At 34.2% G+C, this 22373-nt stretch carries 21 protein-coding genes and 2 pseudogenes; 5 read left to right on the top strand and 18 right to left on the bottom strand.

Features of this window, described 5'->3' with window-relative positions; translation table 11 throughout:
- Positions 1-46: 46 nt before the first annotated feature.
- The 8 genes and pseudogenes from MKY00_RS11815 to MKY00_RS11780 all read right to left on the bottom strand — a co-directional run bounded on the left by MKY00_RS11815 (position 47) and on the right by MKY00_RS11780 (position 9829).
- Positions 47-1507 (bottom strand): CoA-acylating methylmalonate-semialdehyde dehydrogenase, encoded by a 1461-nt coding sequence (locus MKY00_RS11815; protein ID WP_016717427.1) that lies wholly within the window; start codon positions 1505-1507, stop codon positions 47-49.
- Positions 1508-1529: 22 nt separating this feature from the next.
- Entirely contained in the window at positions 1530-2420 is an 891-nt protein-coding gene (locus tag MKY00_RS11810) for an NAD(P)-dependent oxidoreductase (RefSeq protein ID WP_000719434.1), read from the bottom strand.
- Between the two features lie 16 nt (positions 2421-2436).
- Positions 2437-4155, bottom strand: coding sequence for an acyl-CoA dehydrogenase family protein (locus MKY00_RS11805; RefSeq protein ID WP_016717426.1), 1719 nt, complete (start codon positions 4153-4155; stop codon positions 2437-2439).
- A gap of 306 nt (positions 4156-4461) precedes the next feature.
- Positions 4462-5370 (bottom strand): methylisocitrate lyase, encoded by a 909-nt coding sequence (gene prpB, locus MKY00_RS11800; protein WP_000312648.1) that lies wholly within the window; start codon positions 5368-5370, stop codon positions 4462-4464.
- An 18-nt stretch (positions 5371-5388) separates the two neighbouring features.
- Positions 5389-6825: a 2-methylcitrate dehydratase gene (gene prpD / locus MKY00_RS11795; RefSeq protein ID WP_000598132.1), complete on the bottom strand. Its 1437-nt coding sequence runs from the start codon at positions 6823-6825 to the stop codon at positions 5389-5391.
- Positions 6826-6923: 98 nt separating this feature from the next.
- Entirely contained in the window at positions 6924-8045 is a 1122-nt protein-coding gene (gene mmgD / locus MKY00_RS11790; protein ID WP_016717425.1) for a citrate synthase, read from the bottom strand.
- Between the two features lie 416 nt (positions 8046-8461).
- On the bottom strand, positions 8462-8668 hold the full coding sequence (locus MKY00_RS11785) for a hypothetical protein (protein WP_000703223.1): 207 nt from the start codon (positions 8666-8668) through the stop codon (positions 8462-8464).
- A 15-nt stretch (positions 8669-8683) separates the two neighbouring features.
- Positions 8684-9829: pseudogene (locus MKY00_RS11780) on the bottom strand (MFS transporter).
- Between the two features lie 237 nt (positions 9830-10066).
- Here MKY00_RS11780 and MKY00_RS11775 point away from each other — a divergent pair.
- A complete protein-coding gene (locus tag MKY00_RS11775; RefSeq protein WP_000265000.1) occupies positions 10067-10348 on the top strand; it encodes a hypothetical protein in 282 nt (93 codons plus the stop codon).
- A gap of 101 nt (positions 10349-10449) precedes the next feature.
- Here MKY00_RS11775 and MKY00_RS11770 read toward each other — a convergent pair.
- A pseudogene (locus MKY00_RS11770) lies at positions 10450-12916 on the bottom strand (PBP1A family penicillin-binding protein).
- 465 nt (positions 12917-13381) lie between these two features.
- Between MKY00_RS11770 and MKY00_RS11765 the strand changes: the two are divergent.
- Positions 13382-13591 (top strand): KTSC domain-containing protein, encoded by a 210-nt coding sequence (locus MKY00_RS11765; protein ID WP_000970366.1) that lies wholly within the window; start codon positions 13382-13384, stop codon positions 13589-13591.
- A 68-nt stretch (positions 13592-13659) separates the two neighbouring features.
- On the opposite strand, the gene MKY00_RS11760 is transcribed toward MKY00_RS11765, so the two are convergent.
- The 4 genes from MKY00_RS11760 to MKY00_RS11745 form a co-directional block, all read right to left on the bottom strand.
- Entirely contained in the window at positions 13660-13872 is a 213-nt protein-coding gene (locus MKY00_RS11760; protein ID WP_000990223.1) for a YqaE/Pmp3 family membrane protein, read from the bottom strand.
- A 201-nt stretch (positions 13873-14073) separates the two neighbouring features.
- Positions 14074-14733 carry a DUF6944 family repetitive protein gene (locus tag MKY00_RS11755; RefSeq protein ID WP_016717423.1) on the bottom strand — a complete coding sequence of 220 codons (660 nt, stop codon included), beginning with the start codon at positions 14731-14733 and terminating at the stop codon, positions 14074-14076.
- A 148-nt stretch (positions 14734-14881) separates the two neighbouring features.
- Complete coding sequence (locus MKY00_RS11750) at positions 14882-15082, bottom strand: hypothetical protein (protein ID WP_000915130.1); 201 nt, start codon at positions 15080-15082, stop codon at positions 14882-14884.
- A 41-nt stretch (positions 15083-15123) separates the two neighbouring features.
- Complete coding sequence (locus MKY00_RS11745; RefSeq protein ID WP_001066864.1) at positions 15124-15459, bottom strand: hypothetical protein; 336 nt, start codon at positions 15457-15459, stop codon at positions 15124-15126.
- Between the two features lie 209 nt (positions 15460-15668).
- Between MKY00_RS11745 and gerPF the strand changes: the two genes are divergently transcribed.
- A complete protein-coding gene (gene gerPF / locus MKY00_RS11740; protein WP_001141565.1) occupies positions 15669-15884 on the top strand; it encodes a spore germination protein GerPF in 216 nt (71 codons plus the stop codon).
- A gap of 217 nt (positions 15885-16101) precedes the next feature.
- Here the strand turns inward: gerPF and MKY00_RS11735 are convergent, their stop codons facing one another.
- From MKY00_RS11735 to MKY00_RS11715, 5 genes are all read right to left on the bottom strand, one after another.
- Positions 16102-16437, bottom strand: coding sequence for a YolD-like family protein (locus MKY00_RS11735; RefSeq protein WP_001000621.1), 336 nt, complete (start codon positions 16435-16437; stop codon positions 16102-16104).
- 537 nt (positions 16438-16974) lie between these two features.
- Positions 16975-17193: a hypothetical protein gene (locus MKY00_RS11730; protein WP_000864286.1), complete on the bottom strand. Its 219-nt coding sequence runs from the start codon at positions 17191-17193 to the stop codon at positions 16975-16977.
- Between the two features lie 652 nt (positions 17194-17845).
- Positions 17846-18697, bottom strand: a complete 852-nt coding sequence (locus MKY00_RS11725; protein ID WP_016717422.1) for a peptidylprolyl isomerase PrsA — start codon at positions 18695-18697, stop codon at positions 17846-17848.
- A 191-nt stretch (positions 18698-18888) separates the two neighbouring features.
- A complete protein-coding gene (locus tag MKY00_RS11720) occupies positions 18889-19902 on the bottom strand; it encodes a glycoside hydrolase family 25 protein (protein WP_016717421.1) in 1014 nt (337 codons plus the stop codon).
- A gap of 526 nt (positions 19903-20428) precedes the next feature.
- Complete coding sequence (locus MKY00_RS11715) at positions 20429-21019, bottom strand: hypothetical protein (RefSeq protein ID WP_016717420.1); 591 nt, start codon at positions 21017-21019, stop codon at positions 20429-20431.
- Between the two features lie 275 nt (positions 21020-21294).
- On the opposite strand from MKY00_RS11715, the gene MKY00_RS11710 reads away from it, so the two are divergent.
- Positions 21295-21489 (top strand): hypothetical protein, encoded by a 195-nt coding sequence (locus MKY00_RS11710; RefSeq protein WP_016717419.1) that lies wholly within the window; start codon positions 21295-21297, stop codon positions 21487-21489.
- A gap of 402 nt (positions 21490-21891) precedes the next feature.
- Positions 21892-22317 carry a GIY-YIG nuclease family protein gene (locus MKY00_RS11705; RefSeq protein ID WP_016717418.1) on the top strand — a complete coding sequence of 142 codons (426 nt, stop codon included), beginning with the start codon at positions 21892-21894 and terminating at the stop codon, positions 22315-22317.
- The last annotated feature ends 56 nt before the right edge of the window (positions 22318-22373 follow it).

Here is a 22373-nt window from a genome sequence, read left to right as displayed (position 1 = left end):
TAGTGGTGGTTTTCTTTTAACAACTGATTTGGCTGTCTACTTTATATTAAAACCAGCGCTCAGTTACAACTTTTTTACGTGTATAGAATTGAACGCCATCTGTACCATTTGTACCTAAATCACCAAAGAATGAAGCTTTATTTCCTGCGAATGCGAAGAATGCCATTGGTGCTGGAACGTTTACGTTTACACCGATCATACCCGCATCGATGTGATCACGGAACGTTTGTGCATGTTTACCGTTTGACGTATAAATAACTGCACCATTTGCAAATTTAGATTGATTTGTTAGTTTAATACCTTCTTCTAAATCTTTAACTCGTACAATGCTTAATACTGGAGCAAAAATCTCATCTTGCCAAATTTTCATTTCTTGATTTACACCGTCAAAGATTGTCGCACCTACAAAGTAACCGTCTCCAACTTCTTCCTTAATTTTACGGCCATCTACTAATAAAGTAGCTCCATCTGCTACACCGCTGTTAATATAGCCTAATACGCGTTCTTTATGAGACTCACGAATTAATGGTCCAACATAATTATCTTCGTGGAAACCGTCACCTACTTTTAACTTCTTCGTCTCTGCTACTAGTACGTTGATGAACTCATCTGCAATTTCATCAACTACTGCTACTACTGAACATGCCATGCAGCGCTCTCCACTACTTGCAAATGCAGATCCAATTACACCTTGTACCGTTTTCTCAAGATTGCAATCTGGCATAACAATCGCATGGTTTTTCGCACCAGCTAACGCTTGTACACGTTTCCCATGTTTCGTACCTGTTTCATATACGTAACGAGCTACCGGCTCAGAACCAACGAACGAAACAGCTTGAATATCTTTATTTTCTAAAATGCTATTTACAACATCTTTTCCACCTTGTACTAAATTTAATACTCCTTTTGGAAAACCAGCTTCATAGAATAACTCTACAAGTCGCTCTGCTAAAAGCGGCGTTCTTTCAGATGTTTTTAATACGAATGTATTACCACAAGCAATTGCAAGCGGGAACATCCATAATGGAATCATCATCGGGAAGTTAAACGGCGTAATTCCAGCAACAACTCCAATTGGGTAGCGCCAAATTGATCCATCAATGCCGCTAGCAATATTCGGAAGTGCTTGTCCCATCATTAAATTTGGAGTAGATGTTGCAAGTTCTACTGCCTCAATACCACGTTGTACTTCACCAGTTGCATCCGTTAATGTTTTACCATTTTCAAGCGTAATGATTTTTGCAAGTTCTTCTTTGTTTTCTTGTAAAAGCTGTAAATATTTATACAATTGTCTTGAACGATTCGGAACTGGTACTTTAGACCACGTTTCGTATGCTGCTTTTGCCGCTTCAACAGCTTTTTCAACATCTTCTTTCGGAGATAGCGGAACGTAAGCGATAATTTTTCCAGTCGCTGGATTTGGAACTGCTTCTACTTCTGTACCAGTAGATTCTACCCACTCACCATTAATATGATTTTTTACTCGTTTAATTTCAGTTGTAATCATTGTATTCTCTCCTTTGTATAATTTATTTTTGATTAGAAATTAATTGCTCGCTAACTTTCTTATATAAGGCAGCCATATCGTTTTCTCCATATCCAGCTTGACTCGCTTCGTCATATACGTTTAATAACATTTCGCTTACTGGTAAATGGAGTTCGCTTTCCTTAGCTAAGTCAACTGCAAACCCTAAATCTTTCTTTAATAAATTCACAGTAAATCCTGGCTCGTAGTTTTCGGGTGCTATAAAACTTTTATAATTACGTTCATAAATTCTACTTTGACCGTAACTTACATTTAAAATATCAAACATTTTATCTAAATCCATATTGTTCTTTTTCGCTAATGTTAAAGCTTCACTCACACCAGCTGTATAAAAACCAATTAATAGGTTATTAATTAATTTAACTGTTGTCCCACTATCAATTTGCTCACTAACATGGAAAATGTTCGCACCTAGTACACCCATGATAGATTCCGTTTTCTCATATACCTCTTTTGATCCACCAACCATAAATGTTAATGTACGGTTTTCAGCTCCAATCACCCCACCACTAACAGGTGCTGCTAAAAAGTCTACTTTCTTTTCCTTTGCAGCTTCCTCTAACTGTTTGTTTAACTGTGGAGATACAGTACTTGTATCAATTAAAACTACATTCGAGTGACTATTTTCAAATAATCCTTCTTCGCCAAAATATACCGCTTCAACAGCGCGAGGTGAAGGTAAACTTGTAAAAATTACATCGCATGTTTCTGCTAGTTTTGAAATTGATAAGCCGATAATTCCGCCTTCTTTTTCAAAAGAAGCTTCAGCATTTTTATTTAAATCCACACCATATACTGTGTAACTTGATTTAACTAAATTTTTAGACATCGGAAGACCCATGTTACCTAAACCGATAAAACCAATCTTTTTCATATCGCTTTCCTCCTATTTACACAATATACTTTCCGCGATTTATAATAGCTTTCGCAATTTCTCTCTTTTTTGTAAATACGTTCGTGTATAAAGGCACTAGTAATTGACGAATTTCAGTTAAAATCACGTGTCTATCTTGTTCTTCTGTAATAGCTGCGGAAAGTATAGAAATCGCAGCTTCTTCTACTTTGCGATAGCCTTCTTCACAAATAACGTCAGTTATCATTTGTTTCGTACCCTCTTTTTCTGCACCATTTTTACTAATTGCTTTACTCGTACGTAAAAATGCTGATTCCATGACGTACACGTCCGTTAACATATTTGATAATACACGTGAATATTCTTGCTCTTGATCAATTTTTAAACCTGGAGTTTTAGAGAGCGTTTTCAAAGATTGTTTCAACAATTTTTTCGCTAATAAAATGTAACGATGGTTTCTTTCGACATTTTCTACATCAATCTCTATTTCAGTATCTTCAATTTGTTCCATTTGTTTCATTTGTTTCATTAACATTTTGGCAACTGTTAATCTATTAATTTCGTTCGTCCCTTCAAAAATACGACTAATTCTAGCATCACGGTATAATCGTTCTACTTCATACTCTTGCATATAACCGTAACCACCATGAATTTGTACAGCTTCATCTACGATATGACCAAGTGTTTCAGAAGCATTTACTTTATTCAGTGCACATTCAATAGCAAATTGAGACATTTGCTTCATAAGATCCTCATCACTCTCATGAATTGCTTCATCAATTACACCTGCTGTACGATAAGCTGCACTTTCTGCTCCATATGTAGCAATGATCATATTTGCAATTTTCTCTTGAATCATCGTAAAGTCTACTAATTCCGTTTGGAACTGTTTGCGTTCTTTTCCGTATTGAACGGACAATCCAATTGCTTGCTTTGCTGTTCCAATATTTCCAAAGGCAAGTTTTAATCTAGCGAAGTTAAGAATATTAAGAGCTACGTGATGCCCTTTCCCAACTTCCCCTAAAACATTTTCAGCAGGTATGACAACATCTTCTAAAATAAGAGTCGCTGTTGAAGATCCTTTAATCCCCATTTTCTTTTCTTCTAGTCCAATGGATACGCCTTCACATGTTCTTTCGACAATAAACGCTGTCATTCCTTTATTTGTCTTCGCAAAAACAACGTATACATCTGCCATATGAGCATTTGTAATCCACTGCTTCTCACCATTTAACTTCCAAGCAGTTCCATCTTCATTTAATACTGCGCTCGTTTTTGCGCTTAAAGCATCAGAACCAGCATTTGGCTCAGTTAAAGCATAAGCCCCAACCCATTCTCCTGATGCAATTTTCGGCAAATATTTTTCTTTTTGTTCTTTCGTTCCGTAATATATGTAAGGCAATGTACCTACACCAGCGTGTATATTAAATGAAACGCTAAATGCACCAGCGTATCCCATTTTTTCTGCTACAAGCCCTGAAACTGCCTTTCCTAATTCGAATCCACCATATTCTTCTGGGACTTCGATACTTAATAATCCAAGTTCTCCAGCTTTCTCAAACAATTGACGAGAAACTTTATAGTTATGTTGTTCAATATTCTCCATTTGTGGAACAATTTCTTGTTTAACGAATTGTTCTGTCGTTTTTGCGATTAAATCTTCATCTCCTGAAAAATCTTCTGGCGTAAAGAAAGCATGATTCACATCTTTATTAAGTGAAAAAAATTCATCCCACGGTAACTTCGTTTTCTCCATCTGAATCCCCCTATCATTTCGGCCTTACTTGCTACTACATATGCTCGTCTACGATGAGTGGAATATCTTATTTTTGAAAACAGAAGGCGATGAATTTTCACATCAAGCAGTTTATTTTGCCAAAGATGTACTCTCATCGCCTTAGTTGTTTTATCCCGCTTTAATGGGCAGTAAGACCCCCGCCTCCAAATTCAGCGAAAGCAAAGAAGTTAGGCGGGGGATCAACTGCCCATAAAAGTCCAATTGGTTCAACTAATAATCAGTGAGGGATGAAGAAAACCCCCACTGATTAAAGTTTCACTTTATCTATTGATCTTCTGATAATACTGTTTTTGCAATTCCAGTATCTAATTCTTCAAAGTCATGATATGAAATTGTTTCATATAACTCACTTCTCGTTTGCATATTTGAAAGTGCATCTTTTTGAGAACCAGTTTCCTTAATTAAAGTAAACACATGCTCATACGCTTTCGCTGCAACACGAAGTGAAGTTACAGGGTAAATAACCATTTGGAAGCCCATATTCGCAAATTCCTCTGCACTATAATACGGCGTTTTCCCAAACTCAGTCATGTTGGCAAGTAAAGGTGCATTTACTTTACTATTAAATAGACGGAACTCTTCTTCTGATTGAAGCGCTTCTGGGAATATTGCATCTGCACCTGCTTTTACATAGGCGTTTGCTCTTTCAATTGCTTCATCCAAGCCCTCTACACCGCGAGCATCTGTGCGCGCTACAATATATAAGCTCGGTGCAACTTCTTTGATCGCTTTAATCTTTTGAACTAATTCTTCTGTCGTAACGAGTTTTTTACCATTTAAATGTCCACATTTTTTTGGTAATTGTTGATCTTCAATTTGAACAGCTGCTACTTTCGCTTCCACCATTTCTACTGCTGTTCTCGCTACATTTAGGACACCACCGAATCCAGTATCAATATCAACAAGAACTGGTAAGTCTGTAGCTCTTACTAGATCCCTCGCTCGCTCTGCTACTTCAGTAGAAGTCACGATTCCTAAATCAGGTAGCCCTTTACTTGCAGTATAAGCTGCTCCTGATAAATAAAGAGCTGAAAAACCTGTATTTTTCGCAACAAGAGCTGCCATTGCGTCATGAGCACCTGGAATTTGCAAAATTTCATTTGCTTCTACTAAAGCTCGGAAGCGATTCGCAAGCTCCTCTTGTGTTGACTGTTTATTCACAACCCAAGCCATTCTAAATTCCCCCTATTATTAAATTAAGAATAGATCTACAAATTCATTTACATTCATATTTTCTAGTTTCTCTTCATTTAAACAAGCTTCATGAATTTGTTCTTGTTGCTTACTAGAATAATGACCTGCCATATTTGCAGTGAATTTTTGAACAACTTTTGGAATTGCTTCGTCTCTACGGAAACGGTGACCAAGTGGATATTCACATTCCACATTTTCTGTTACAGTTCCATCTTTGAAATGAACTTGAACAGCGTTGGCGATTGAGCGCTTGTTCGGGTCAAGGTAATCTAAACTGTACTGTTTATTTTCAACAACAACCATCTTATTACGTAATTCATCTACACGTGGATCATTTGCTACTGCATCCTCATAATCATCCGCAACGATATCTCCTTTTAATAAACCAATTGCCGTAATGTATTGTAAGCAGTGATCACGATCAGCCGGGTTATTTAATGGACCTTCTTTATCAATAATACGAATTGCTGATTCATGAGTTGTAATTGTAATACGGTCAATTTCATCTAATCTTTCTTTAATTTCTGGATGTAATTTCACAGCACATTCTGCAGCTGTTTGTGCATGGAATTCTGCAGGATATGAAACTTTAAATAATACATTTTCCATTACATATGACTCTAGTGGTCTTGCTAATTTTAATTCTTGTTTATTAAATAATACATCTTGGAATCCCCAGCCCGGTGCAGATAATGCTGTCGGATAACCCATTTCACCTTTTAAGGCAGTCATTGCAAGATGAACACCGCGACTCGTTGCATCACCTGCTGCCCATGATTTACGTGAGCCTGTATTTGGAGCATGACGATATGTACGAAGACTAGAATTATCAATCCATGCATGTGATAATGCATTAAAGATTTCTTCACGTGTTCCGCCAAGCATTTTTGCAACTACTGCAGTTGTTGCTACTTTTACATATAATACGTGGTCAAGACCAACTCTGTTTAAGCTGTTTTCTAAAGCAAGTACACCTTGAATTTCATGTGCTTTAATCATCATTTCTAATACTTCACGTACTTTTAACGGTTCTTTTCCTTCTGAAATACGAACACGGCTAATATAATCTGCCACAGCTAAAATTCCGCCTAGGTTATCAGATGGATGTCCCCACTCTGCTGCAAGCCAAGTATCGTTATAGTCTAACCAACGGATCATACAGCCGATATTAAATGCACCTTTCACAGGATCAAGTACATATGACGTACCTGGTACACGTGTACCATTTGGCACGATTGTTCCTGGTACAACTGGTCCTAATAATTTCGTACATTCTGGATATTGTAATGCTAAAATTCCGCATCCAAGTGTATCAAGTAATACGTAACGAGCAGTACTAAATGCTTCTGCACTTGTTACCTCTTTATTTAATACATAATCGGTAATCTCTTCTAATAATGCATCTTTTTGTTTAATTTCATTTGTTTTAATCATGCTATCCTTCCCTTTCTGTCGAAAATTCGTTATTATTAAGGATGGGTGTCGGTCAAACACCCATCTGGCGGGCGGCGCTAACAACTCCCCAGTTGTTCTTATTTACTAAGCACATGTCGCTCGCCAATATAATTTACACGTGGACGGAACAAACGATTGTTCGCATGTTGCTCAATAACGTGTGCACAAAGCCCTACTGTTCTAGAGCTAAAGAAGATTGGTGTGTACAGTTGAATTGGAATACCAAGCATCCAATATACTGGAGCTGCGTAATAATCAAGGTTTGGATAAATTCCTTTTTCCTTCTCCATAATCTTTTCTCCAGCTTCACACATCTCATACAGTGTATAATCACCCTTCACATCACATAACTGCTTTAAAGCTTCCTTCATCATCAATGCTCTTGGATCCATCTTCTTCATGTATACACGATGTCCAAAGCCCATAATTTTTTCTTTGTTATATAGTTTCTTCTGTAATAACTCTTCAAACTTTTCAACATTACCAGCTTCTAAAAGCATGTACATAACCGCTTCGTTCGCACCGCCATGTAAGCTACCTTTTAAAGATGCAACCGCACCTGTTAAAGCACCATATAAGTCGGATTGCGTAGACGCAATAACGCGCGCTGTAAATGTAGAGTTTGGCATTTCATGTTCACTATATAAAACAAGGGAACGATCAAAAATCTTCTCCTCAAGTTCAGTTGGTTTTTTACCTGTTAACATATAGAAGAAATTCGCGCTATATGATAATTCCTTAAGTGGTTCGATTGGCTCTTCATTATTTAAAATATGATAGCTATTCGCTACAATGTTTGGTACTTTACTCAATAATTTGTATCCGCGGCTTTTGTTTACTTCTAACGAGCGATTTTCAATATCATTATCGTAACCAGCTAATGCGGACACACCTGTACGCAATCCATCCATAGGGTGTGTTTCTTTCGGTAATGCCTTTAATACGTTAAATACACCTTCTGGTACCGCGTATTCTTCTTTTAATTTCTTTTCAAGTCTTGCTTTTTCATCCTCATTTGGTAGATGTTCTTCCAATAAAAGGTGCACAATGTCTAAATACTCTTTTGTTTTTGAGAGTTCGATTAAATCATACCCTTGAATTACAATTTCACCTTTTACTGTGTCAAGAAACGAGATCTTCGTCTCCGCTGCCACTATACCATCTAATCCCGGGGAAAATTTTTCTTCAGCTTTCATCATTATTTCCTCCAATCCTAATAGATCTTCGTGCACATAACTGTAAGCCTTTACAATATTGCGAAACTACATTTCTATTTCAATGTATCAGAGTTTTTAGAAGATTTCAATTTATTTTATAATGATAAGTTTCCTATACTTTTACCGATGTAACAATACAGTTTTTCAACAATAATTTTCATATTTTATAAAGAAAGGACAGACTTCTCTTTATTTATCTTTAAAACAAAATATAAAGTTGATTCATATAATCCCATTAAATATGTATCTACTTTGCAATTGCTTTTACTAAATAAAAAAGCGAGCTGTATTCATATACAGCTCGCTTTTCGCATTATATTTATTTCACTATTCTCTAAATATAATTTCCATATAAAATTTATTTATTTTTAATAAAGTTATTATTTTACGTAATTAAATTAAATTCCTTCCATTTCCTCATGATAACCTACAACTAAATCATAGTTTTGAAAGTACCAAAGATCATCAACATCTACAAAAAATAGAATGCCTTCCTTCTCAACTGACACGATTTCCCCATCTGGTTGCTCTGCAACAATCTCTAAAGATATACGTAATTCTTCTTTAAACCATTGTAGAGCTTTATCATCAATTGAAATTTTCATCTTTGTTCCTCCAGTTTACGCAAATTCTTTTTTACTTAATCGTTGTTTTACAAGAACGACAAAAATAATTAAAGCAATTAACCCTGAAATTGCACTACCCGCAAATAAAATACGGTAACCAAACATTTGCGAAACAACTCCAAGTAAAATCGCACCCAATCCAATTCCTAAATCAAATGCAGTAAAAAATTAAGCGTTAGCAACTCCTCTTTTACTCGGGTCAACAATTGTAAGCATCGCCGCTTGCAAAGCTGGTTGTGCTGAGCCAAATCCAATACCGTATAATATTGCTGCAATCATTACACCCGTCAAACCATTTGAAAGAGTTAATACAACGATAGCTAAAATAGTAATGCATAATGCTGGGAGTATGATGAATACTTCTCCAAATTTATCTAATAGTTTCCCTGAAATTGGCCTTACAATTGTTAAAGCAATTGCATACACAAGAAAGAATGTCCCAGGATTCACATCAATTGACGATGCAAATAGCGGTAAAAACGTCGTAATCCCTCCATATGCAAATGATAAAAAAAATACAACTATCGTAATGGATAGTACGGATTTTTCAAACAGTTGCATTTTCCCTTTTTCTTTTTGTGGTGTGAATGGCATTTTCGTCATTAATGATAATAAGACTGCCATAATGGATAAAAGAGTTGCTAATAAGAAAAGGCCGTGAAATGAATAATTTTGTACAACCAATAATCCAATCATTGGGCCGATTGCCATTGCAATCGTCATAGCCATCCCATACCAACCCATACCTTCGCCACGGCGTGAATCTGGAATAATATCAGTTATCGCTGTTCCAATAGCTGTTGTAGAAACAGCCCATGTTACTCCGTGAATAACACGTAAAATAGCTAAAAGGATAATAGTCGTCGCTAAATTATAAGAGTACATCGTTAACCCAAAAAAGATGAGCCCGAAAATAGTAAAGGATCTTCTACCATATTGATCCAACATCCCTCCAATAATTGGTCGTATTACAACCGCCGCTATTGTAAACATTCCCATCATAAGTCCGACTTGTGATTCATTGCCACCTATCTCTTTAATAAAAAGTGGGAGCGTTGGAACAAGTAAATAAAATCCTGTAAATAAAAATAACATTGCGAAAGTCATTTGAATAAATGATTTCGTCCATAATCGTTCCATTCATATTCCTCCATAAACACGTAAGTTATTGCAATTAACACCTCCATTTTACAGTTTCTTCGTTCCTTTTCCGTCCGTAAATAGACGTATCTTTTTATAATAAATGGTCCAAAATCAATTTAAATTGGTCTTACAACTTTATACGTATGTTTTAGCCTAAAGTCCCATTTATTTGTACCTTTATATGTGTGAAAAGAATATACTACTTTATTATCGCAATTTAGGAGTGATTATGTTATGTGGATCTCTTCAAGAGTAACAGCCGTCGTTCCCTCGACTCCTGGGATACACGTTCCAGCCATTCATACAGCTAGTTCCGATGTAGGAATTGAACTTCCTGCAACTTGGCAACAATATCAAATTCCAGGTCAAATTACTCCCTCATTTTGGCATCATGGCGCACATCCAAGTAGTACCACCTTTCAAAGCCACGCTTATCCTCCGTTACCCCAGTCTCAAATTTTTTATCATTTTCCTTCAATTTATTTTCAAAACTTCTATGGTACTTTTAATATTTAAAATACATTGTCTCATAGCTACTGCATTTAAAAGAAAAAAGCACTTAAGATTGTAATTTTTACAAATCTTAAGTGCTTTTTAATATTTTTTATAAAATTTTCTTATTGTCCATTATTAGCAGGGGCCTCTCCTGCATTACCGCCAGTCTCTGCTGTTATTTGCTGGAGGGGTCGTATTTCCTTGACCTCCGTTATTTGCTGGAGGGGTCGTATTTCCTTGACCTCCCCCGTTATTTGCTGGAGGGGTTGTATTTCCTTGGCCTCCTCCGTTATTTGCTGGAGGGGTCGTATTTCCTTGACCTCCTCCGTTATTTGCTGGAGGGGTCGTTCCTTGACCATTACCATTATTTTGTTCATTTTGTTTCTTTTCTTCTTCTTGTTTCTTTTGCTCTTCTAGTTTCTTTTGTTCTTCTTGCTTCTTAAGTTCCTCTTGTTGCTTTTGTTCTTCTTGTTTTTTCAGTTCTTCCTGTTTCTTTAATTCTTCTTGCTTTTTCTCTTCTTCAGTCTTTTGCTGCTGATCTTGTTTTGGTTGTTCTGTCGTGTCCGGTACGCTCGTATTTGGAGAAGAATCACGTTTTTCGCCTTTTATACGTAACTCACTACCTTCTTGAATTACACTACTTGGCATTTTAAAACGTGATTTATCTGTAGCCATTTCACTCATCATTTCTTTAAAGATCAGTTGTGCAATTTTCGTGTTTTTACTACTAATATACTCCTCTTTACCATCTTTCATATATCCAGTCCATACTGCCATCGTATATTGCGGCGTATAACCTGCAAACCAACTATCCCGGGTTGCACTTTCTGGAATGTTATATTTCGCTAGTTGTTTTGAATCATAGTTTGTTGTACCTGTTTTACCAGCTACATCTAAAGAACTTATATTTGCCGCTGTACCAGTACCAGATGTTACTACTGAACGAAGCATATCAGTAATCATATATGCTGTAGAGTCAGCTATAACTTGTTTTGGTTTTTGCTCAAAACTTTGTGACTTACCGTCTGGATAAACTACTTTCTTAACAAAATGCGGTTTTGCATACTTTCCACCATTACCAAATGTCGCATAAGCACCTGCTATTTCAGTTGGTGATACTTCGTTTGTACCAATCGCTGTAGATTCTGCCGGCGGTTTATTAAATGTAATACCTAATTTCTCAGAGAATTCCTTTGATTTATTCAGTCCTACTTCTTTTGCAGTTTTAACTGCTGGAACGTTACGTGACATTTTTAGCGCTTCACGCATAGTAATTGGGCCTAAGTGACTTCTATCCGCATTTCGAAGTTCTTGTCCAGTTGAATATTTAAATGGAGAATCATCAATTTGATGATACGTAGCCCATTTTAAGTATTCAATTGCAGGACCGTAATCAAAGATTGGCTTCATAGTTGAACCAGCTGCACGATCTAATTCAATTGCCATATTATGCCCTTTAAATACTGCTTTATTTTCACCGCGTCCACTACCTATAGCACGAACTTCTCCTGTTTTCGTATCCATAAATGTGAAAGCACCTTGGAACTTATCATTTGGATAATTAATAATATTGTCATTTAAAATCTTATCAGCAAATTCTTGTGCTTTCGGGTCTAATGTTGTATAAATTTCTAAGCCATCAGATCCAATATTAACATCTGGTATTTCTTTTTCTACTTCTTTCACTACGGCATCCATAAATGCAGTATGCGGCATTGTTTGAAGTTCCGTTGCTGTCTTAAGTCCCTTTGTCACTTCAACTTTTGAAGCTTCTTCCATTTCTGCCTTCGTAATATAGCCATGTCGATTCATTAATCCTAGTACAACATTTCTTCTTTCTGTTGCTCTTTGAATATTCTCCGTTTTCGTTGGATCATAGTTATTCGGTGCTTTCGGTAAACCTGCAAGCATCGCAACTTCTGGTAATGTTAAATCTTTCAATTCTTTACCATAGTAGTTTTGTGCTGCTGTTGCGATACCATATGAACGGTTTCCTAAGTTAATTTTATTTAAATACATTTCTAAAATTTCATGTTTTGAATATTGTTGTTCTAGTTTATACGCTAAATATATTTCCTGGACCTTACGTTTTGATGTTTTTTCCATCGATAAGAAGTAGTTTTTAATAACCTGTTGCGTTATTGTACTTCCACCTTGTGAACCGTAATCTCCTTTAAGACTCACCAAGACAGCACGGGCAGTACCTTTAAAGTCTACTCCACTATGCTCATAAAAACGTGAATCTTCTGTTGCTAAAAATGCATTTTCTACTAATTTAGGAATTTGATCATACGTAACATTCGTCCGCTTTTCTTTCCCGTATTCATATACCAAATCGCCATTTTTATCATAAATTTTTGAGGATAACGGATTAACAAGTTTTGCTTTCTCAAGTTTCGGTGCATCCTTAATCATTACGAAGAAGGTAGCAACTCCCCCCACTAAACCAACAATACCAAGTAATAAACAAGTAATTAAAAACTTGCGAAAAAATGATGTTTTACCTTTTGGTTTTTGTGTTTTAGAAGCTGGCTGTTTTTTCTTTTTAACTTGTCGTCGCTCCTCTCGAGAACGATAATTTTCTGACATGTTACTTTCTCCTGCCTTTCAATTCTCCCGTTGATTTACTTAAAAATATTGAGGTCACTTTCTAAAATAAATTTAATTAAGAAAGTATATTGACCTGGAGCATTCAATATTTTCCTAATTCACAGATTATAAATTTTAGAATGCTTGTTACACAAAGTATTTTCACTTCTATTTTTCTAATAATGCTGCCCCTTTAAGCATAGAATGTAAAAAGTGAATTTTTAATACCTCGTATAAATAATATACCTTTTTTTCAAATGGTCAATATTTTCTTATTTATAAATCAAAGGTGAAATAAAAATAGCACAACGATATGTACTTCGTGTGAACTTCCTTATAATTACGTATAACGAACATTTAATATATTGCATATAAGTATAATACCTCTTTAATTATAAAAATTTCAACATCACAACCTCAACAGCTATAAGAAATTATTAAAAATGAAAAGTGAGGAGTTGCGTAATGATGGAGTTATCTCCCGTGATTTCCAAAACTATAGTTGCTGTTGGATATAATCCTTTTTCTATGATTTTACGCATTCAATTAAAGAATGGACTGTATGATTTCTTTAACGTTCCTGAAAACATTTACACCGGTTTACTAAACGCACACTCAAAAACGAATTATCACAATACTTATATTAAAAATTCTTACCGCTACACCAAAATATAAACTTAACCAGAATAAAAAAAGAAAGGAGGTGGTCCCCCCTTTCTTTTTAAAATCGTTTCACAACTCAGCTATCTTCTGTTCTTTTTATTTATTTCATCATATGCTTGAATTTGTTTTTTTAAACGCCGATCTGCTTTTTTATCATGTACAACTAATATCGCATGAATAACGCCTGGAACCCAAAATATTAATGTTAATATGAAATTAATTATTGCTTGAAATGGTTTTCCACAAAATAATACGGCTACAGGTGGAAGAAGAATTGCCAACAAATACATCATTTCTTGAAAACTCCTTATTTTGTATTTTTCTCTCTCCATACGCTATACAAACCAATGACTTTTGCATTTCTAATATTTTTATTAACCACTAATAACTGTTCTACTGTTATATATTCTCTTTCAATGTCAAAAAACCTACCACTTCAACTTTTCTATTTATGTAAAATTGAAATTTTACATACAATCTTTCCATGAACAATTTCATATGATTATTTTTTCTAATCTTTCTTCTTTCTCTATTATAGTTAATCCAATTGCAGAAATAACAGTTCCTATCGCTTGTATCCAAACACCAATGAGTGCTATTATTCTCTCATCTTTCTGATCAACTATACTGTCTTCATTTTCGATTCTATTCTTCATCACATTAATAATGCCTTGATACGCTTGAAGTCCAGCCCCTAAACTTTGCAGAGAATTGCCTAGTATTATTATTTTCTGTACCGTTTTCATCTGAAGCAAAGCCGCTTCTACTCCTAAAAAAGCTCCAATCGATTGTAAGCTATTCCCTATAATTATAAGATAATCATTCTCTTTCAATTGTTCCTTTATATTAAAATATATTCCTATTACATTTGATATATTTCCTAACGCTAATAACTCAATGCCCATTTTATCGAGCATTTCACTTTTATTCTCCAAACACATACTTTGATTTTCTCTTTCACCTTCATCTTCGGTTTCATTACTCGCTATAATTTGCAATATATACCCGAGGGCTTGTAATGAGCTTCCTACAATTACAATTTTCGATTCAGCTTTCTCCTCCCCGATAAATCCTCTTGTCGTCCCAATTGCCGCTGTAAGATTTCCTCCTACTTGAAACCATGCTCCTGTCACTTTTAAACCGCTTAGATTCATTCTTATCACCTATTTAGAAGTTTTCTAGTACTTTCGAAATACATAAATGGCCTCCTTTAACTCATATTTATTTTCTACATTTAATTTTGTGCATTCTATAGTGTGTTAAAAATACAAAAAAAGAGTAACCCATAACAGTTACTCTTTCCTATATATCAAAAAAATCATTATTTATTTCGTTATTGCTTTTAAATTTCAACTTCTCTTTCCCGCACTTCTCACACCTATACACATAAGCTACACCTAGCTTACCACTTTTGAAATCTTCATTATCCTGCATCTTAATAAAACTATATTTATGTTTACAGTGAGATTCGTCTAAAAAATTTTCAAACCATTTTTTCAACATAGAACTGTTCACCTCTATGAAAGAATCTTCATCTTGTCTTATTACATACTTTTACTTAAATACTCAATCTCATGTTGTAACTTTTTAAATTGTTCAAAATGCATAGTGATAGATTGACTGTTTCCATACTCAGCACTATGCTTCACCAATAAAACACCCGTATCATGAAAAAACGCGTCAAGCTCTTTTCTAATGGATACTTTCATTATATGCGCCGTTTTAATAGCCGATAAAATTGCAATTTCATTAAACTTTAATTTTATTTCATTTGGACAAAATGCTTCTTCAATCAATATAACTTCATTGCTATAAATAAGTGCAACAAGATTACTTGACTTTGCATCTGTTAAATCTACTTTTTTTATAACATTATTCATTACATTTTGCCTCCTTTGTTTTCGTATATGATAATTATACAATTTTCATTTTTAATTACGTAACCTTACATTCAGTTTAACACACTTTTATTATGGGATTAAGCTACACTTCAAACGTTTTACTATTCCGCAATTTTTGTTAGATGAACCATTTGGACTATAAGACCATATAGTAGTGTTAACAAATGATTGTAAAGTGGGTGAAAACTATGCCCTCAGTTGTAGGGAATTTAGTTGTACAAAATAGTAACGGTTCATTTAACTTAGGTGATTTCTACAACGTTTCTCCAAAAGAAAATACGAAGGCTTATAATGGATCTGGCGCTTCCAACGTTGGTTTTGTTGTTAATACTTTTAATGGTGTGAGTGCGACTAATACGTTTGATTCTGACCTTGCGGATCAAAACCAAGTCGGTACAGCTTAACCCTATTTTTTCATCGTTCTGTTTAAGAATTTTAAATTTGTCCATACTATAATCAGGCTGTTATACAGCTATTGTTGATTTTTGGAGTACCCTATCTTTTTCTCCCTTTCCCTGGGGCTTAGCAGCTAGTATGAAGCTAGCTGCTTTTCCGTTTCATTTTTTCTGTTCCACATCTAACATAACGTAAAGTAAGCTAAAAGTTAAATTTTAGCTTACTTTACGTTATTTCAATAATATCCGTAGTATTAAATACGTAAGTTTTATAAAACGCGTCAGTACACATTACAATGCGCTTTAGCGGATTTATATGTACAACTGTCATATAGCTTGTAAGTATGTACCCATCTTCAAAATATGTCACCAATATTTCTTTCTCAGACAATAATGACATTAATAATTTATCAGAAATTCCCTCTTTTGCTTCTTTTGTTAAGAATGGTTTTTGTACTTTAAATTTCTCCCCAATAACCTTTCGCATACTTAATAACTGTTCCGACATTACTGTAAATGGAACCCATTCTCTTTTTGCTCTTTGCATCTTTACATCATTCATTTCTCTATCTCCTCGATTATTTATCCATTCTATTTCAAACATATTGTGCTTCGATTATTCTTTAATAATTGCTCGGCTCATATTTCTCCCGCATGAACAGGTAAGAAATCTCCTACCTCAAAATTCAAGACATACAAGGAAAGTAAGTCGAAAATCAACTCCCCGTAAACACCCGCTAATTACAGTTTCACTTTATTTCTAAATCTTATACTATCTACACTAAAAAGAACATTCGTTCTAATTATACACGAACTTACGTTCTTTTGAGAAGAGATTTATTTTTTCTTCATCAAATGATCTTTTCACTTCCTATTAAATGGGAGGTGAAAAGATCAACTAAAAAGTTTTAATTTTTTCGAGTTTATTAACCATCTATAAATGAAAGCATATATTATAAAGAACGAACTCACAAAATTTAAGGGATTTATAATGGACCTCCATTCGTTCCTTATGAATTTCTATGAAAAGAGAGCAATTTAAACACTCTCTTTTCGTACATACTGCATAAAACTATTCATTAATAATTCACTCTAATTATTAAATATATTTTGGTTGTACTATTATATGTAACTCCCTCTCTGTTACTGCTTTTTTCGGGTTTCGAAAATACTCTAATTCGTATTTTAATACCTCATATTCAACCATCCCGATTTTAATCCCTTTCGTTTCTTTTAAAATAGCTAATAGGTTATTTATATCTTCATCATACGATTCAAAAATTTTTCCTCCGTCTTCTCTTTGAAAAATTACTTTCACATTTTCTCCCCCTACATAATTTATTTATCTATTCAATAATTCATTTAAAAGTATTCATTCTTCTCCTTAAAATTTCATACTAAAAAGAACATCCATCTTAATAGAATGCTCTGCTTTTCACTTCATTTAACGTCAATATATTTCAATCTTATTGTATGTTTCATTCTGCAAATTATGTTTATCCACTTCTATAAAGTGAAACTTTAATCAGTGGGGGTTTTCTTCATCCCCCACTGATTATTAGTTGAACCAATCGGACTTTTATGGGCAGCCCGCCCCCCACCTAACTTCTTTGCTTTCGCTGAATTTTGAGATGGGGGTCTTACTGCCCATTAAAGTGGGGTAAAGTGAAACTTTAATCCACTCAAGCTTTGTTCATTCCTGACTAATAATTAGCCTACGCAAATCTTACTGCCTACAAATAATGGGCTAAAATTAATTAATTCGTTTTATATTTAATGAGATGAAACAAAACATTATAATATCAATATTCTACGAAGTAATGATTAACCTACTTCAAGACAATTACATAAATTTCCATTGTAATTCTTAATATTTATATGTAATATTGTATTGTCTTACTATCTATTTATAACTCACACACTAACTAGAAAAGGGAACCTTTAAAGGTTCCCTTTTCTAATTACAGTCATTATTTCTTTTCTAGAAATTCAAATGTCTTTTTAAACTCTTTATCATTCACCTTAATATCAGCATCTTTCAATAAATCATTGACTACTTGTTGCTTCCATTTACCTGTCGTGTCTTGTAGTCTTTGCTGTTCTAAATCTTTACGAATATCATCTTTCACTTCATCAAATGGCTTCAATTCTTTTTTATCTGTCACTTTAATAATATGGTAACCGTAAGTTGTTTTTACTGGATCACTTACTTGTCCTGCATCTAATTTATATGCAGCTTCCTCAAATTCTTTCACCGTTTGCCCTGGTGCAAAACCAGCTATTTCTCCGCCTTGTTCTTTGGAACCGGTATCCTCTGAGTATTGCTTCGCTAAAGCCGCAAAGTCTTCACCATTATTTACTTTCTCTTTCACTTCTTTAGCAGTCTTTTCATCTTTCACTAAAATGTGACTTACCTTAATCTCTGGTTTATAGTTATCTTTTACATCTTTTTCTGTGACAGTCGCTTTAATCGCTTTCTCAAATGCAATTTCTGGCTTCATTTTTTCTTTTAATTCATCTTCGTTTTTCAATCCAACTTGCTCTAAAGTCGATTTGAAGTTGTCGCCCATTTTATCTTTTGCTTCTTCTACTTGTTTTTTTGCTTCCTCATCTGAAACTTTATATTTATCTAGCAACGCCTTACTTAACACCATTTGGTATAAAGTACTTTCCCCATATTTTTGTCTTAATTCTTTACTTAACTCTTTCTCTGTAACATTTCCTACTTTTGATGTTACTACGTTGTCTGAGGAACCACATGCAGATAATGCCAGTACTACACATGAAATAATTGTTCCTACAAATAGCTTTTTCTTTTTCAATTCAAAATACCTCACTTTTATTATTATATAAGAATAACTATACAATGTACTTGTGTTAACAATGTGTTTTCCACATGTAATTCATTTCATTTGATTGAACTATGGATCTTGTTCTTTTTTCAATAATTAAAGGTCATCTTACTATGTATCAGCAAGATAACCCTTTACGTATTCCTAAAACATTTGTTTACTTATAAGTGCTTAATATTTAAATGTTCTTCCAATATCCAATTATTTTGCCCGATATCTACCGCATTTTTCGCTCTGTCCCACACACGAAAAGATTTTGACCCATCAATATTTCCTTTATTGTTTATACATTCAGGCTCTGCATAGTAGTTAACCCCATACCCAACGGGATATTTTGAAGATGCATAAAACCATTTCACATCAAAATGTTTTACATATACCCACTGTTTATCATTGCCTAAGCAAATCATATTTTTATCTTCACCTTCCCAATAACCACGTATGACTACATATGGCGTTTTTTGAGTGATTGTACCTGTAAACTGAGGATTCGCAGGATTTTCATATACGTTTATGCCATACCCATCATCATATTTTGAAACTGCAATACCAATACCATTTGGTTGCTGCGTATCCTCTTTGTCAGATAGAATAGATTGATTTACTTCATCTGAGCCTATAAACCAAGAAAGCGACTTATTTCCTATTAATTGATTCAAATCGCATTTCCCAATACCAGGAACATTTCCTGAATCAGTATATTGCCAAATATCACATGGATATGCTGGCTTATTCCCTCCATAACGAGGTATCCATACAAAATCAACTTCAATATTACGTGCACCAAATGATACATACGTATGATGCCCCACATATAGCCCTACTTTTTTCGCACCTAAACGGCGTAATTCATCTATAAACGCTTGTGTCCCCCCTTGCATATCCATCATCGTTTGAATTTCTGCGTCCACCACCCAAAACTTAGCAGACTTATCTCCGCGATTCCAAAAATCTTGTGCCTCTTTCCTTGCATCAGCAATAGAAATGAAGCGACAAAATGCATAATTACCAAATGGAATACTGCGTTTCTTCATTTCATTCACATAATTTTGATACATAAAATCTACCATATTCGACCCATCTTGAACTCTAGCAATAACTAAATCTAGCTGAGGTGTTGCAATATCCCAATTAATCGTTCCATTCCATTTTGAAATATCGATAATATACCCCAATACAAATCATCCCCTTTTTATTATCATATTCACAGCTTGTCTTATAGAAAGCTCCTTATGCCTAGTACTAGCTTTCTATAATATAAATAAGGAGAATCTATATTATTTTTCAAAAACGTATAACCTTTTAATTAAACCTCCACTAATTTTATTTATTTTTCATTCCGTCCATTCACAAATTCTAAATATGCACTATCATCTATTAGTAAATAATATCAATTCATTAACCTTTCATTAGCGCTATTATTAGAAACGTTTTCATTATTAAAACCCATCGATATTAATCTTCTTTAGGCTAATAAACATATGTATGACAGCTAACTTCCTGTGTTTCTTACGGTTACTCTATATTAACGAAAATAATTTTTCTTTCATTTCTTATATATTTTCACATGAAACATACTATCTTTATACGCTATATATTTATCAGTGGAAATTTCAGTCACCATCCGCAATTAGCTAGACACTGTATCGTTAATGCATACAAAAAAGACATTTTCTATTAAAGAAAATGTCTACTTACAATCTAGTAAAACAGTTTTGGTGTCAAATCTGTATTTTGTAATTGTTCACTCTCGCCGCTCGGAACACAGCTTGTGGAGAATAAAATTGGGATATCACAAATGTCATCGTTCATTACATCATGAAATACATTTGCAGCAACACCAGTAAATGTTTGACATAAATTTGAAATATCATCATTAAAAAATTGAATCACTTGCGCAGCAAAAACTGGAAAGACAACATTTGATCCACCAGGGAGCTGCGGCTGTACAACAACTTGTTCAAAATAAGGATTATTTTCTAACGCCACTTGAAATAAATGAGCAATTTCAAATGCATCTAGTGGACATGGAAGTGGATTTACAATGTTATTTTCATTATTCGTTACAATAACTGTTACACTTACATTCCCAAATTCAACAAAAGATTTTAGAAGCGTTGCTAACGCTATCGCTTTTTCATTACTTAACGCATGCACTAAAATAATATAATTCCCGCCAACTGGAATTAGCGGGCCAACTGAAATAGTTGGATCAGCACCAATTGAATTTTTTAACTCATTGAAATATGTGATCCACGGTGGTGAAAGCTGAGCTTGTACATTTTCTTGCACTCTTTCATTACCTCCTAATACAATTCTTACTATTATAATATGTATCAAAGAAAAAAGTGTATTAGATAAATTACTTATTTTTTACTTTTACCTATTATATCGATTAAACATTTTATAAAACATTCTCAGTTTCCAGTGCATTTTCCACATTCTTACCACGCCATAAAGCTCCATATCGTTATCAACTCAACTAAAATTTCATATTATATTAATACACCTTTATAATCTGAACGAAAAAGCGCAGTATATGATACTGCAGATGAGGAGCTGATTTTATGAAAAAAAAACCTATCGTGGTCAAAGTTCCACCAAATTCAAAGCTGAAAATTACATTTTTCGGTCCTTGTAACGAGGTAATTACAAATGTTTCTATAATTAATCAACTTTCCACACCTAAGTGCCAAACTATTACGCAATATCCAAACTATAAGAAATACGAAACTGAAGTGCGATCTTTATCAAATTGCTAATCCATTCAATCTACAATTGGGTTAACTAAACGACTTCGGTAAAAGACTAAAATTACTCATTTCATGATATTCCTTTGATAATCTATTGATTTTTCACACGTTTTTATTAACCGAGCATATATTATCGTATGGAGATTATCCACTCATAAAACCTATCTTTCTTTAGAGCGTACTTTTTATGTATGCTCTTTTTTTATTTATCCCTCATCCTGTACATAAGCTTGTTCACTCTTATATTTCATGGGTGGTAAACCCACCTGCTACTTATAAGCAATCTAATCAAGGTGTAACAATCCTCCTTTATTTATTATATGTTCACTATAATCCTTGCATTTTCTTTCGATTTTTGAGAAATTGAAAGAAAATGTTTTATTTTAATATCTCGATAAAAGGGGCGAACGTATGACTGTTGTACATATTAGGTGGTCTAAACTTTATAATTTATCTGAAATCAATCATTATGAAGAAGCTTTTTCAAAAGGTATATATGCAATTTATAGAGTGTATCGTGGAAAGGAAAAATTACTATACATCGGAAAAACAAAAAGAAGTTTTTCGAAACGATTACATGAACATTACAAAGATTGGATTCATGGAGCAAGAGGAATTCATGTGAGGCTAGGGATTTTAGAATTTCCTAATGGAGGTAAGTATTCTGAGCAAAAATTATCCGATGTAGAGGCTCTTTTAATTTCTTGGCATACACCGCTAGAAAACACCCAATGTACGAATTACTATATAGGAAGAGAAAACTTAGAAGTTATCAGCTTTGGACAAAGAGGATTAATTGATAAAAAAATAACTACTCAGAACTATGAATGGGCGTGAACTCAGATCATAAATTAGTTTAATAGGGTTTGACACTCTCCCCTTAAAGTCCGCTA

This window comes from Bacillus sp. FSL R9-9834, assembly GCF_038006905.1.
GTDB classification, from domain to species: Bacteria; Bacillota; Bacilli; order Bacillales; family Bacillaceae_G; genus Bacillus_A; species Bacillus_A pacificus.
This window is presented reverse-complemented; position numbering and strand designations above follow the sequence as displayed.

Coding starts and splice junctions, on each gene's coding strand:
- MKY00_RS11765 (WP_000970366.1), top strand. CDS start 13,382: ATGATGGAGTTATCTCCCGTGATTTCCAAAACTATAGTTGCTGTTGGA.
- MKY00_RS11760 (WP_000990223.1), bottom strand. CDS start 13,872: ATGATGTATTTGTTGGCAATTCTTCTTCCACCTGTAGCCGTATTATTT.
- MKY00_RS11735 (WP_001000621.1), bottom strand. CDS start 16,437: ATGAATGATGTAAAGATGCAAAGAGCAAAAAGAGAATGGGTTCCATTT.
- MKY00_RS11755 (WP_016717423.1), bottom strand. CDS start 14,733: ATGAATCTAAGCGGTTTAAAAGTGACAGGAGCATGGTTTCAAGTAGGA.
- MKY00_RS11815 (WP_016717427.1), bottom strand. CDS start 1,507: ATGATTACAACTGAAATTAAACGAGTAAAAAATCATATTAATGGTGAG.
- MKY00_RS11710 (WP_016717419.1), top strand. CDS start 21,295: ATGAAAAAAAAACCTATCGTGGTCAAAGTTCCACCAAATTCAAAGCTG.
- MKY00_RS11805 (WP_016717426.1), bottom strand. CDS start 4,155: ATGGAGAAAACGAAGTTACCGTGGGATGAATTTTTTTCACTTAATAAA.
- MKY00_RS11785 (WP_000703223.1), bottom strand. CDS start 8,668: ATGAAAATTTCAATTGATGATAAAGCTCTACAATGGTTTAAAGAAGAA.
- prpD (WP_000598132.1), bottom strand. CDS start 6,825: ATGATTAAAACAAATGAAATTAAACAAAAAGATGCATTATTAGAAGAG.
- mmgD (WP_016717425.1), bottom strand. CDS start 8,045: ATGATGAAAGCTGAAGAAAAATTTTCCCCGGGATTAGATGGTATAGTG.
- MKY00_RS11705 (WP_016717418.1), top strand. CDS start 21,892: ATGACTGTTGTACATATTAGGTGGTCTAAACTTTATAATTTATCTGAA.
- MKY00_RS11775 (WP_000265000.1), top strand. CDS start 10,067: ATGTGGATCTCTTCAAGAGTAACAGCCGTCGTTCCCTCGACTCCTGGG.
- MKY00_RS11750 (WP_000915130.1), bottom strand. CDS start 15,082: ATGTTGAAAAAATGGTTTGAAAATTTTTTAGACGAATCTCACTGTAAA.
- MKY00_RS11810 (WP_000719434.1), bottom strand. CDS start 2,420: ATGAAAAAGATTGGTTTTATCGGTTTAGGTAACATGGGTCTTCCGATG.
- gerPF (WP_001141565.1), top strand. CDS start 15,669: ATGCCCTCAGTTGTAGGGAATTTAGTTGTACAAAATAGTAACGGTTCA.
- prpB (WP_000312648.1), bottom strand. CDS start 5,370: ATGGCTTGGGTTGTGAATAAACAGTCAACACAAGAGGAGCTTGCGAAT.
- MKY00_RS11745 (WP_001066864.1), bottom strand. CDS start 15,459: ATGAATAATGTTATAAAAAAAGTAGATTTAACAGATGCAAAGTCAAGT.